At 37.2% G+C, this 14,234-nt stretch carries 7 protein-coding genes and 2 pseudogenes; all 9 read left to right on the forward strand.

Annotation, left to right across the window (positions count from 1 at the left end):
- The first annotated feature begins 153 nt into the window (after positions 1–153).
- On the forward strand, positions 154–1,461 hold the full coding sequence (locus tag BLL40_RS03750; RefSeq protein ID WP_073710590.1) for a helix-turn-helix domain-containing protein: 1,308 nt from the start codon (positions 154–156) through the stop codon (positions 1,459–1,461).
- 207 nt (positions 1,462–1,668) lie between these two features.
- On the forward strand, positions 1,669–2,892 hold the full coding sequence (locus BLL40_RS03755) for an MFS transporter (RefSeq protein ID WP_073710591.1): 1,224 nt from the start codon (positions 1,669–1,671) through the stop codon (positions 2,890–2,892).
- Positions 2,885–4,294: a M20 family metallopeptidase gene (locus BLL40_RS03760; protein WP_073710592.1), complete on the forward strand. Its 1,410-nt coding sequence runs from the start codon at positions 2,885–2,887 to the stop codon at positions 4,292–4,294. The genes BLL40_RS03755 and BLL40_RS03760 overlap by 8 nt, the downstream gene beginning before the upstream one ends.
- 74 nt (positions 4,295–4,368) lie before the next feature.
- Positions 4,369–5,253, forward strand: coding sequence for a glutaminase A (glsA, locus tag BLL40_RS03765; protein ID WP_083566254.1), 885 nt, complete (start codon positions 4,369–4,371; stop codon positions 5,251–5,253).
- 716 nt (positions 5,254–5,969) lie between these two features.
- Complete coding sequence (locus BLL40_RS03770; RefSeq protein WP_073710593.1) at positions 5,970–8,459, forward strand: S-layer homology domain-containing protein; 2,490 nt, start codon at positions 5,970–5,972, stop codon at positions 8,457–8,459.
- Between the two features lie 1,217 nt (positions 8,460–9,676).
- Complete coding sequence (locus tag BLL40_RS03775; protein ID WP_073710594.1) at positions 9,677–9,832, forward strand: carbon storage regulator; 156 nt, start codon at positions 9,677–9,679, stop codon at positions 9,830–9,832.
- 456 nt (positions 9,833–10,288) lie between these two features.
- Positions 10,289–10,489 (forward strand): carbon storage regulator, encoded by a 201-nt coding sequence (locus BLL40_RS03780; protein WP_073710595.1) that lies wholly within the window; start codon positions 10,289–10,291, stop codon positions 10,487–10,489.
- A 454-nt stretch (positions 10,490–10,943) separates the two neighbouring features.
- Positions 10,944–11,279: pseudogene (locus BLL40_RS18300) on the forward strand (flagellin N-terminal helical domain-containing protein); the annotation flags it as partial.
- Positions 11,280–13,889: 2,610 nt separating this feature from the next.
- A pseudogene (locus tag BLL40_RS18305) lies at positions 13,890–14,165 on the forward strand (flagellin); the annotation flags it as partial.
- Between the last annotated feature and the right edge of the window lie 69 nt (positions 14,166–14,234).

Here is a 14,234-nt window from a genome sequence, read left to right on the forward strand (position 1 = left end):
TAAGGAAAAAGTTGATATTGATGAGGATGCACCGATCATAGCTGATAAATCAGTAGGCTATGAAGTTTGCGAATACTATGGTTTAGAGCGGAAATGCTTTATTATTAATATTATGAGTACCTCATCAAAATAAATGGAAAGTGAGAATCACCTATGTATAAGGTTGGTATTGTAGGACCGGCTCGTTCAGTTGGGATAATTTCACATTACGCAAAGGAATTTGAATCAAACCTATCATTTGTCGGATATTCCTATAACACTGTAAGTGAAACAACGGATATACTAGAAAAACATCATAGTAATGTCGATTTTTGGCTATTTTCAGGCTATATTCCTTATAAGATCGCACAAAAATCAAAGCATTTTTCAAAGGATAGAATGGAGTATATTTTTATTACAGGGGATATGTTTTATCGTGGCGCGCTAGAAATAAGCCATGAAATTGGAAAATTAGTGAAAAATGTTAGTATCGACGTACTAGATGTTCCTGAGGAAAGTTTTTTTGATGAAATAGTAGATTTAGATAAAATATTAAATCATGTATATATTAAACGATTTACGGCTAACACATCCATCGCTGAAATTATTGAACATCATGTAGTATACTGGAATGAACAAAAAATAGATAGTGTCATTACGGTTTATCCGACAGTCGAAGAAAAATTAAAGGAGATGGGAATTCCTGTTTGTTTGGTTAGCCCACATACTCAGGCTATTTATCACACGCTTCAACTATTTAGCGAAAAAATCCAAACATTTTATTATAAGGAAACCCAAACCACTGCTTTAGTTGTACAAATTAAAAATTTTGATTTTATAAAAATGGCGAATCAAAATGGCTATGGAATCCATTTTTTACAGCTGAATATGAAAAAGATTATTCTGCAAATTTGTGAAAAAATAGATGGATACCTAATTGAGGAAAGTAATGGCCGCTTTGTCATTTTTAGTTCGCGGGGTATTGTTGAACGAAATATTAATGCAATATTTGAAATGATTGATCGTTTGTCTGTTGAAACAGAACAGCCGGTTGTTGTTGGTATTGGACATGCCTCTACGGTTTACTATGCGGAAAATTATGCGCATCATGCCATACAACATTTAATGGAGAAGGGGACGCAAGGTATGGTTGTAATGCGGGAAGATGGGGTAATAACAGAAATTGCCCAAGGGTCATCGCAAATTTCGTATACAAGTCGTGTTCAAGATAAGGCGTTAATTGAACGACTGAATGAGACGTCCATCAGTGGGAAAATGTTTGGAAAAATCGAGGCCATTATGAACGAGTTAAAAGTTGAGGCATTTAGTGCAAAAATGTTGGCAAAAGAGTTGAACATGACTGAACGGAATGCGCAGCGAATTATTTCAGAATTAGCGAAGGTTGAACTGATTGAATATTGTGGGGAGGAAAGTCGTAATTCAAGGGGGCGCCCTGCTAAGTTGTATAAATTACGTGAATAATACTAATTGAAATATTCTAATGGGAAAAAGCATTTTCTATTTTAAGATAGAAAGTGTTTTTTTTCTTTTAATCCAAGACCATATTCCAAAACTCTTTTCAACTTTTCTGCCCCCCAAAAAAAAATTCATTGAAAGCATTTACAATTTAATATATAATTTACGTATATTAAACGAAAATTTCGCTAAATAACGATAAGGAGGGCATTTATGTCAGAAAAAATTCTTGAGAAAAAGGTTCGCAAAACGCTAATAGTATTACTTTTCTTTGGTTGGGCATTAGGGAACCTAGACCGTTATTTAATGAATTATGCGGTTGTGTATATTGGTAAGGATCTTTCCTTGTCAGCTACGGAAACAGGTTTAATTTTAAGTTCATTTTTCTTAGGATATGCCTTAATGCAATTGCCTGGGGGTTTATTGGCTGATAAATTCGGGGCAAAACGGATTTTATTAATAGCGGTGATTTTATGGTCCATTTTTACAGGCTTAACAGCAGTTGCATGGACATTAAGTGTGATGGTGGTCATTCGTTTCTTATTCGGAATTGGTGAGGGCGGTTTCCAACCTTCAGCTTCAAAGATTATTTCAACGTCTTTCCCTGTGAATGAGCGAAGTAAAGCAATGTCTATCATGCTTACATCTAGTGGAATTATGGCGATGCTAGTACCCATTATTTCAGCTGTGTTATTGGTAACGATTGGTTGGCGCGCATTCTTTGTTATTGCTGGTTCCTTGGGGGTAATGATTGCATTCCTATATTGGAAGTATGTACCGAAGGATGAAATAGCAAAAGAGTCTGTTAAAGGGCCTCAGGTAAAAGCGATTTTAGGCATTTTATTTAAGAAGCCATTAATGTGGAGTTTAGTAGTTTCTTACTTTACCATTTATGCGGTGAACTGGGGTTTAAATTCTTGGATGCCCAAATATTTGTCAGATGTACGTGGGCTTGATTTAGTCTCCATTGGATGGCTACAAATGATTCCCGGTGCCATTCAGATTATTGCCATGTTGGTATTCGGTTATCTAATCGACAAATTAGATTTGAAAGTAAATAAGTTTATTGGTGCTATATGTGCACTGGTTTTAGCTGGATTCCTATTTTTAATGTTTAATGCAGAATCGATTGCATTATTTATCACATACCAAAGTATCGTAACATTGTTATTGACTTTTGTTATGTTATTGCTACCATCATTTGTGTTAAAGAGAATTCCTTCAGATTATGCAGGAACAGCTATGGGTATGGCAAACACTGGGGGACAGTTGGCAGGATTTGTTACACCTACCTTAATAGGGTTCATGGTTGATTCATTTAATGGTTCATATAATGCTGCAATGTGGCTGTTAGTGGTGTTTTCGGTTATTTGTGTAGGTGCGATTTTAACAATCTCTCCAAAAGGTCAAGGTAATAAGGAGGCTGAGCATGAGTAAATTGCATAATTTATTTTTTAATGTAACTGATTTTCTTCAAGAGAAAAGGAAAACGTTTACAACAATCAGTGATAAAATCTGGGCAAAGCCGGAATTGCATTTTAAAGAAAAATATGCGGCTTCAGTAATGGAGGAAGCATTAAAAGTTGAAGGATTTGCAGTTGAAAAAAATGTAGCAAATCTTGAAACGGCGATTATGGGCAGCTTTGGCAGTGGTTCAACTGTTATTGCATTTTTAGGTGAATATGATGCCTTGCCATTTTTAAGTCAAGAAGGCGGGAAGGCGGAATATTCGCCAATTGAAGAGAATGGGAATGGGCATGGCTGTGGACACAATTTACTAGGCACAGGTGCATTTGCAGCAGCAGTAGCAGCGAAAGAATATGTTGAAAAAACAAATGCACCGTTCACCATTCGATTTTATGGTTGTCCAGCCGAAGAAAACGGATCTGGTAAAGCCTACATGGCAAAGTATGGTGTGTTTGATGATGTGGATATGGCTATTACTTGGCATCCAATGACAAACAATACAGCTTGGAATATTACGTCACTAGCGAACTATGCAGCGACTTTTAAATTTACAGGAAAGAGTGCTCATGCAGCTGCTACCCCTCATTTAGGGCGCAGTGCTTTAGATGCAGTGGAGTTAATGAATGTTGGTGTAAATTACCTGCGTGAACATGTTATCCAAGAGGCGCGCATCCATTATGCTGTAGTTAATAGTGGTGGTACATCCCCTAATGTAGTTCAGCCGTATGCAGAGGTTTCTTATTTAATTCGGGCGCCAAAGAAACAGCAAGTAGTAGATATCCATAAGCGTGTTCAAAAAATTGCTCAAGGTGCGGCCTTAATGACAGAAACAACATTTGTGGAACATTTTGAGGGGGCAGCATCGGATTTAATTCCAAATACAACGCTTGCCAAAGTGATGCAGCAGCAGTTTGATGCAGCTCCAGCTCTTCAATTTAGTGAAGAGGACTTTGCTTTTGCTGAGGAAATTTATCAGGCATTGGATGATGAAAGTAAGACTACAGCTTATTTGAATATGTCTCCTGAGCAAAAGGAATTAATAGGCAACAAGCGCCTATGCGAGCTTGTATTACCATTATCGCCAGAGATGGCTTTGTATGGTTCAACAGACGTTGCAGATGTAAGCTGGAAAACACCAACAGTACAATGTACAACAGCTTGTTTGGTACTTGGTACACCACTCCATACTTGGCAAGTAGTAGCTGTAGGTAATACGCCGATTGCACATAAGGGAATGCTTTATGCGGCGGATATTATGGCTCGTACTGCAATTACTTGTATGGAAAACCCAACCATTATTGAAGAAGCAAAACAGGAGTTAAAGACTCGTTTAAAAGATGAAAAGTACGTTTCTCTAATTCCAGAAGAATAAAGAAATTTGAAAGGGATGTTACCTTTATTGGTTCATCTCTTTCGTGCCGTAAAGAGAGGTATGCATGATGTTAATTGGAAATTACAAATGAAGCGAAAACATATACGAAGGGAGGAAAGCCTGCATCTTACATTCCGGAATTAGCCCTTCAATCTGTAGAGCAATTTGCTGCATGTATAGTTGATCAAAATGGAAATTACTTTGAGGTTGGGAATATAGAGGCACAATTTACTCTACAAAGTATTTCAAAGGTCATTAATTTTATAGTTGCCTGCGAATACCATGGATTACAATTTGTACTGGATAAAGTAGATGTAGAACCCACTGCGCCGGGAAAACCATTTAATCCGATGATTAATGCAGGCGCTATTACTATTGCTTTAATGTTACCTGGGGAATCAGTGAAGGATCGGGTAGATTATGTTGTGGATTTTTTAAATCGTATTACAGATAGTCCTCATCAAATAAATGAGGCCGTTTATCGTTTCGAAATTGAAACAACCCATCGGAACCGGGCAATCGCTTATTATTTAAAGGCAAATGATTATTTGCTTTGTGATGTAGAGGAAGCGGTAGAGACTTATATCCGTTTATGCTCACTCGAGGTTTCGACAAAGGATTTTGCAAAAATAGGGCTTATGCTTGCAGGGAATGGCGTGCATCCATTAACAAACGAAAAGTTAATAACACCTAAAACAGCAAAAATAACTAAAGCTTTAATGACGACTTGTGGACTGTATAATGCTTCAGGAAAGTATGCTGCTTCCATTGGTATTCCAATGAAAAGTGGTGTATCAGGCAGTGTTTTATGTACTGTATCGAACGGTAAAGTAGAGCACCTTAAAGGAAAATTAGGTATTGGTGTTTATAGTCCGGGAATCGATGATATAGGTAATAGCGTTGCTGGCATGAAATTTATTGAAAAACTTTCGCAGGCTTATGATTTAAGTATTTTTTAAAAGGGGGACACCATTGGAGCTTGAAACATTAGTATTTAAATACTAATGGTAAAAATGGGGGCAAAAATAGGGACATTATGAAAACAATAATAAGACGAGGTAGACCATATTCATATGTAGTGGTTTTACCCGTCTGTTTATTTATGAAATAAAGTTATTTACCCTATTCAAGGTCAAGGATGTTGCTACTGTCATTGGGCGTCACAAAATGTAGTTTCAAAATTAACCGCAGGTATAATTGGTACGGTGAACCGTATCATAAGTAAATGAGGTTTTAGAAACGTGAGAATTCTATCATTTTATTAATAATAACTATCTAAGTAAATTAGAAAAGGCTGAATCATATACAATTTATGTATATGGTTCAGCCTTTAATTGAATTTTTATTTAATTGCTTTTTATCTATAGGAACAGTTTATCCAATTGCTTTTGTCAAATGAATTTAAACCTAAACAGACCTATCTTCTACTGGTTATTGAATATCGGGTGAATTTATCATTGATAACGTGGAAGAAATGAAACAAAATGGCTAACTTATTTTCCAATGATCGGACAAGTGCATACTTGAGTACTTATGGGATTAATTAAGTATGGAAAGTTAAAAAAGAAACTGTTGACATCTAGTTACAAAAAATTACAATAAATCAACATTAAATTAATATATATGTAGTTTAATAGAATAAGCATATAGTAAATATAATAGGGGGAGTTTTTAAATGATTAATAAGAAACTCGTGAAAAAAGGAGCTACTTTAGCGCTTGCTCTAGCTATTGCAGTTCCAGCTTTAACACCTGCAGCAGCGGCTGCTAAGGCAGACATTACAATTGAAGCTGTGAAGTTCAATGAGATGGAAGCTCCAAAAACGATTGATGAAATGGTTAAAACATATACAAAGGCAACGGTTGATGTTAAATATAGCAATGGAGAAGTAAAAACATTCCCACTATCTTACAATTACTTATTTAAATCAGAAGATAAGGTAGCAATAGTTAAAGGGGAAAAAGTCCCTGCAGGTACACCGATTGATGTGAACGGAAATCCAATTAAGGATCCTAGCAGTACAGACGGAAAATACTTTGTCTCCGATTCTCCGGATTCAAACAGCTTATTGATGCCTATTGACGGTAAACTTTATATGGTTACACATTATGAATATCAAACAATTGATGCTGATGGTCAATCAGCATACGGGTTAGTTCCAGCATCTATGTCTTTAACTGAGATGGAACAGGACAAAAAAACAGGTGAACTTAAACCAGTAAAAGTAGAAAAGATTGATTTTTCAGCAGTAGATGGACTTTGGATTCCGTGTAACGGATCTTTATCTCCATGGAATACACATTTAGGTTCTGAAGAGTACGAACCAGATGCTCGTCAATTTTTAGATGTTACTTCAAAAACAAGAAATCAAGTGGAAACATTCGCTCAATACTATTTTGGAGATAAAGCAAAGGCTAATCCTTATTTCTATGGTTTCACTCCTGAAATTACAGTAGATAAGAATGGTAAAACATCAGTTGTAAAACATTACAGCACAGGTCGTATCTCTCATGAGTTAGCTAAAGTAATGCCTGATAACAAAACGGTATTCTTCGGTGACGATGGTGGAAATACTGGATTATTTATGTATGTAGCTGACAAGGAAAGAGATTTATCATCTGGTATATTATATGCAGCTAAATTTAACCAAACAGGTACTGAAAACGGTGGTTCAGGAGATTTACAATGGATTAACTTAGGACATACAACAGATGCAGAAGTGAAAGATATTATTGATAGTGATATTACATTCAATGATATTTTTGAAACTTCTGATGCTCCTAAAGAAGGTTTTACAGCTATTAAACAATACTCATATGGTGGTAAAGTTGAGTATTTAAAACTTAAACCTGGAAAAGAAAAAGCAGCAGCCTTCCTTGAAACACGCCGCTATGCAGCAATGCTTGGTGCAACGACTGAGTTTAATAAGATGGAAGGTGTAACGCTAAACGCTAAAGATAGCAAAGCATACATCGCTATGTCATATCAAGAAAAAAGTATGGAAAAAGATACAACAGGAAAAGAACCTGCAGACCATATTCAATTGCCAAAAATTAAAGCTGGGGTAACTTTCGAATTAGATTTAAAAAATGGACAAAAAGATAACACTGGAGTAGCTATTAACAGTTCATATGTTGCTTCATCAATGTCTGGATTGGTTGTTGGTGAAGACTTAAAAGAGACCGATTCATTTGGAAATACAGCAAATCCAGACAAAGTAGCTAACCCTGATAATTTAAGCTATTCTGAAGCAATGAGAACATTATTTATTGGTGAAGATAGCGGCATGCATACGAATAACTATGTATGGGCATATAATGTTGATACTAAGAAATTAGATCGTATCCTATCTACTCCTGCAGGAGCGGAAGCAACGGGATTATTTGCAGCTGATGACCGCAATGGATTCTCATACATTTTCAGTAATTTCCAACATCCTGGAGATGAATTAGATGGTAAGTCCATTACAGCTGTTAATAAAGAAGATTTACTTAAAGCTATTGACAAAGAGATAGGTATTAATAAAACAGGCGGTATTGGTTATATCTCTGGTTTACCTTCTTTAACAAAAATTCCAGATAGTTCTAAAACCTTCGGTGATGTGAACAACGGGGCAAGCTGGGCAGAAGAATTTATTGAGAAATTGGCATCCAAAGGAATCATTTATGGAAAGTCAGAAACGAAGTATGAGCCAAATACGTCCATGACGAGAGGCGAATTTGCCGCACTGATTTCAAGAAGTTTAGCACTTACACCAAAAGGAGAATGGACAGGACCATTTAAAGATGTTCCGAGTCAGATGGCCGTCAATAAAAATGGTGAAATCGGTGCAGCTTGGGAAGCGGGTATCATTCAAGGAAAAACGAAAGATACGTTTGCTCCAAATGCCGAGATCACTCGTGCTGAAGCAGCGGCTATGGTCGGCAGAGCTATGAACTATGTTACATTTGATGCTGGTAAATTAAAAACATCGAAAAAAATCACAACCTATCAAGATAAGGCAAGCATTCCAGCATGGGCTTCAAAAGACATTGAAAAAATGCTGCAAGCCGACATCATGATCGGGGACGCAAATGGAAAGTTCAATCCATACGATCCTACAACAAGAGCAGAAATGGCCAAAATCATTGTCAAATTTATGGAGTTTGTTGAAATGATGGATTAAGGATTATTCCTTTGTTTCGATTTAAGTTAAATTCAATACGACTAAGGATTCAGAGTGTTCAAAAGCTCTGAATCCTTTTTTAAAAGGTGGATTATTATTACAATGAACTTAATAAAAGAAAAGATTGTTACGGTAGTTATTTAACACCTTTAACTATTATTAAGGGTTGTCGAAAAGGACAAAATAGGTAATGAATCCTACCAATTATTTTATGTAAACACACACGAATTAATGTTTCTAAACAGCAAAGTGTTATTAAATATATAAATGATGCTTAATTTTCCGACACGTTTAAAAGCTATCCTTTCTTGTCTACAAAATAATTTATATTCCCCAGGACAATCTATATAACGCATATAAAATGCAACAATTTATCAAATAATATTGGCTTTTCCTAAGGAACTTTTGATCATTCGGCAATTTACAGGGAGTGACAGCATACTAGATCTTCGACTACCAGCTACATATGGATTAATACATCATACGCAGAAAGAGGTGTATTTGATCTTGCGGCGCTTCCACTAGATAGTGTGAATACTACTTGCGTCAACTTATAGACATCCCCCATAACCTCTGAGGATACTCCTTTAGCTTTCAATTCTCCAAAGGTTCGAGTTGCTGCTGTTCATCCTCTGTCTACGGTTAGAGTTCCTCCTTTCAAATATGCATCAAGAAAAGGTCCAAACATACCCGCATACTCCGTCATAGTCTTTTCTTTATACCCCTTCATGGCATCGTTGACGATTTCCATGACCTTGTCATACTCTTTCTAGTTATTGACACCGTAAGTATGCTTGCCGTACTGTACCTTGCTGCCGTTGACAACTAGGACGCTGACCACCGAGCTGTTACCCTTCGCGGCGAGTAGCTAGCCTAGATCCGATTATTACTGCGCTGACGACCAACGAGATAGTCTTGCCACTCAACGAATCTAGCATCATGATTTTGTTCACTATATCAACTTCCGACACATTGTATTGTGTACTGCAGAGAAGAACCGACTGAATCCGCCGAGCTCATGCTTTATCTCGAGCGCGAACTTAAAGTTTTCTTTAAGTTTCATTAATGGGCAAATCTACCATGATAAAATACAAGGAGGCAAATCGCTATAATTATTCATAATTTAGGAGGAAAAACTCTATTGAACGAATTATGATAATTCTTGTAAAAGATGTTCAAATCATATAAAGATCCTTCACGGTAAAGGAGTGAGTCTGATGCTGGTCCTTGGAAGAAAACCCGGACAATACGTAGTGATCAACGAAAAAATTATCATAAAGGTAATTAAAAGTGAAGAGGGGCACTTACGCTTGGCTATTGAAGCGCCAAAAGATATCTCTATCGTTCGCGGAGAATTGCTTAATCAAGAATAAGCACAAGTATCTCGGTTTTTAATGCAAGCTTTCGTTTCGGCAGCTTTGAACTAGCCCAATAGCTGCATTTCCCTTGCTTTGGAAATTGCTTGTACCCTTCTATTTACTTTCAGCATTCCATAAAAAATTATTAATAACTTTCAAAAAAAATTTTCGCAAAAAGACTAAACGTTTCAAATAAATTGCCGATATGTAAAGTAATCTCATATTCGATTACTCATGGACGAGTAAATACGCATATAGTTTCAAGGAGGAACATTTGAAACAGATGCCTATTTATTCGTTTTTTTGTCGTTTTAATATCATTTTTTGACAATTTAATATAATTTATAAAATAATTACGAGACTTAGGATGAGCAAATAAGTCGCCGTCATTCTTCAGGAGGAAGAAGGGCAGCGGCCTGTTTGCTCATTTTTTTTATATCAATTTAATAAGCGGGATAAGGGGATGAGCCAATGCTAGTGTTAGGGAGAAAACCAGGAGAATATGTGCTGATCGACAACAACATTAAGGTAAAGGTCATTAAGAGCGATGAAGGCCATTTACGCTTGGCGATTGAAGCACCGAAGCATATTTCTATTGTTCGCGGAGAGTTATGGGAAGAAAACAATATAGCTTTAGAAATGGCAAAAAAGGTCGAAGCCTCTGCCACTTAAGGACGAGTGGTGAAGTCAAGGAAGATAACAGTTTGGCTTACAAATCCTTGTTTTGGATTAGCGTGTAATCCATCAATTAAATATAATTTATAAAATAATTACGAGACTTAGGATGAGCAAATAAGTCGCCGTCATTCTTCAGGAGGAAGAAGGGCAGCGGCCTGTTTGCTCATTTTTTTTATGTCAATTTAATAAGCGGGATAAGTGGAGAGTTATGGGAAGAAAACAATATAGCTTTAGAAATGGCAAAAAAGGTCGAAGCCTCTACCACTTAAGGACGAGTGGTGAAGTCAAGGAAGATAACAGTTTGGCTTACAAATCCTTGTTTTGGATTAGCATGCAATCCATCAATGACTTGTGAGTACAGGGTATGCGCTTCAAAGGATGCAAACGGATAGGCATCCTAAAATACACCACATGGAGGTAAGGATTTATTATGATTATCAATCACAATATGTTGGCATCCAACTCATACCGTCAATTAGGTATCAACAATGCTAACCAAGCAAAATCAACGGAAAAATTAGCGTCAGGTCTTCGCATTAACAGAGCAGGAGACGATGCAGCAGGTCTTGCTATCTCTGAAAAAATGCGTGCACAAGTTCGAGGCTTAGACCAAGCATCTCGTAACTCACAAGATGGTATTTCCATGATTCAAACGGCTGAAGGTGCATTAGCAGAAACACACAGCATTCTACAAAGAATGAGAGAATTAGCGACTCAGTCAGCCAATGATACAAACGTGGGTGTTGACCGTGAAGAAATCCAAAAAGAAATGAATCAGTTAACATCTGAAATCAACCGTATTGGAAATACAACAGAGTTCAATACGCAAAAACTTCTAAATGGTGGAAAAGGAACAGCCAAAACTGGAGACTTAACTGTTAACACAACTGCATATGCAGCAACAGGTAAAGTGGGAACTGACACTTTAGATATGACTGGTGGAGCAGCAACAGGTAAAGTGAGTAATTTAGCGACTACTACGCAAAGTGTAAAAGCTGGTACAGTAGAACTAGGAGCTGTACAGACACAAACAGCAAGTAAATTAGCGGCTACTGCCGGAACCATTGGATCACCTTTAACAGAAGTAACAGCGAGTACTAAAGCAGGAACAGCAGATATCAATAAAGCTGTATCCCAAGCAGGAACAAACGCAGCTACTCCTTTCACAGGAGCTGTTACAGTTGCTCAAACTACATCTGGTGCTGATGGAAATACAGTAGCTTTTACTGTAGACTTTACTTCAGCTTTTGCAGGTAAAACATCTGGAGACACAACATCTGTGTCTATTGGTGGTAACGAATATAGTTTTGCGATTGGAGCCACTGATGCTGATTCAAGAAATAATTTGATGACAGCTCTTAAAGCAGATGCTGCAGATGCAGCTGGCGGTACTATGACAGGTATCGATATAGCTGGTATTACAGCAGGTGCGGGTGCATCAATTGTCTTTACTGCTAATGCAGCAAATACTCAAATTGATATAGGTGCTTTTACTACTACAGTTGCAACAGATGCAACAGCTGTTCAAGGTGCTATATTAACTGGTGGGGAAGCAGCAGTTTATACGTACGAGTTAAAAACAAACTTCACAGCTGGAGATACAATAGATATTGGTGGGCAAACCTTTACTGCAACAACAGGAGCTCCTGGTGGTGCTAATGAATTCCAAGTTGGGGCTGATACTAAAACAACTAGAGATAATTTAGTAGCTGCGCTTCAAGCTCATGCTAGCATTGGTAATACAGGAGCTGGTAGTTATACAGTAACAGCAGGAAGTCCTGATTGGGGTGCAGGGGATGATAATAGTATAACAATTACTGCCAAGTCTGCAGGATTAGATGCGAATTCAGCAGATTATGATGGTAATGTTGTTGCAAATCAAACTGCAGCTGTAAAAGGTGAATATAAATTTGAAATTGCATCAAACTTTGAAGTTGGACAAAAAGTAACTGTGGCTGGACAAGAGTTTGAAGTGAGAGATTCTTCAGGTGCTAACGATGCTACTGGATTTAAACTTGGAGCAGATATCAATGCAACAGCTACTAATCTATTGGCTGCTATCAATGCAAATGGTACTTTAACTGGTAAATTTACTGCAACAAATTTACAGGCTTCTACTGGTTTAGATACAGATAAGGATACTATTGTACTTCAAGAAAAAGTAGCTAGTGGAGATACTATGGCAAATGTCGTAGGTGCTAATATCACTGTAACAAATCAAGCTGCAGTTCAAGGAGTATATAACTTTGATGTAACGAAAAACTTCTCTGTAGGCGACAGTGTCGATATTGGTGGTAAAAAATATACAGCAACTGCAGCAGGTTCAGGTGCTAATGAATTCCAAGTTGGAGCTGATACAGCAGCTTCAGTCGTTAACTTAGCTGCTAAAATTACTGCTGATCCTACTAGTAAGTTTAATGCAGCTCAAGGAGATTCAACTTTCTTTACTGGTAATAGAGTAGTTCTTACAGAAAAAGTAGCTAGTGGAACAGATCTTGCATCAGTTACTGGAGGTAGTGTTGCTGATGTGAAAGGAGTTTCCGAGTTCAGAATTACAGATAACCTTGCTACAGGCGACGTACTTCAATTTGCAGGAAAAATGCTGTTGGCAGGTGGTGCAAATGCATCAGCTGGACTAACTGGTGATTTTGGAGCTGGAGCAAATACAACTGAGACGGCAACTAATATCAAAAATGCTATCAACAATGCTACTGCTACTAGTTCACAAGCATTACAGGATTTAAAAGCAAAATATGATGTTACAACAACTGGTGATAAGTTAACATTTACAGAAAAAACAGCAAGTGGAACAGACCTTGCAAATAATGCTACTAATCTTTCAATCGCTAAAAATGCGGATGGCAGAGCTGATGGTGCTCCAATAAAACAATCTTATGATATTACAACACAAGCACTAGACGCTGGTTCAAAGGTGAAAATTGGTGCAGCAGAAATTACTCTTGCTAATAAGGGTACAGCAGCCATGGTTGCCCAAGAATTAAAAGATCAAATCACGAATGCTGATGCTTCTAGTACACAAGAATTACAAGATTTAAAAGCAAACTACGATGTGACGGTTGCTGGTGATAAGCTAACATTGACTAAAAAAACAGCTGGAGCTGAGACTGCTATCGGTGCAAATTTTGAAACTACTGAATACAAAGGCTTTACTGCTAGTTTGCAAATTGGAGCTAATACAGGACAAACTATGGCATTGAGTGTAAACGATATGCGTGCAACAGCATTAAAGGTATCAGGAGATGTCGTTGAAGGTGGAACAGAAGTGACTGCAAAAGATGGAGCAAAAGCCACTTATGTAAGCACTGCAAATGTAACAAACGGTAGCAATGATAATGAAACAGAATTCGCTCTAGATGTATCATCTAATGAAAAAGCAACAGCTGCAATCAGTGTTATCAATGATGCAATTGAATCAGTTTCTGCTGAAAGATCAAAACTTGGTGCATATCAAAACCGTTTAGAACACACAATTAACAACTTAAGTACATCTTCTGAAAACTTAACAGCTGCTGAATCTCGTGTTCGTGATACAGATATGGCGAAAACTGTTATGGACAATACGAAGAATGGTATTTTGGCCCAAGCTGCTCAAGCGATGCTTGCTCAAGCAAACCAAGCACCACAACAAGTACTTCAATTACTACGTTAATTTTAGTAGTAAGGATAAGAGAGACTCTGACTCTGCTAGAGTCTCTTTTTTTCTAGTTATCATATGAAA

Source organism: Domibacillus mangrovi, assembly GCF_001906925.1.
GTDB classification, from domain to species: Bacteria; Bacillota; Bacilli; order Bacillales; family Domibacillaceae; genus Domibacillus; species Domibacillus mangrovi.

What these genes read in the sequence shown, in the direction of transcription:
- BLL40_RS03750 (WP_073710590.1), top strand. Translation starts at nt 154, where the DNA reads ATGTATAAGGTTGGTATTGTAGGACCGGCTCGTTCAGTTGGGATAATT.
- BLL40_RS03780 (WP_073710595.1), top strand. Translation starts at nt 10,289, where the DNA reads ATGCTAGTGTTAGGGAGAAAACCAGGAGAATATGTGCTGATCGACAAC.
- BLL40_RS03755 (WP_073710591.1), top strand. Translation starts at nt 1,669, where the DNA reads ATGTCAGAAAAAATTCTTGAGAAAAAGGTTCGCAAAACGCTAATAGTA.
- BLL40_RS03770 (WP_073710593.1), top strand. Translation starts at nt 5,970, where the DNA reads ATGATTAATAAGAAACTCGTGAAAAAAGGAGCTACTTTAGCGCTTGCT.
- BLL40_RS03775 (WP_073710594.1), top strand. Translation starts at nt 9,677, where the DNA reads ATGCTGGTCCTTGGAAGAAAACCCGGACAATACGTAGTGATCAACGAA.
- BLL40_RS03760 (WP_073710592.1), top strand. Translation starts at nt 2,885, where the DNA reads ATGAGTAAATTGCATAATTTATTTTTTAATGTAACTGATTTTCTTCAA.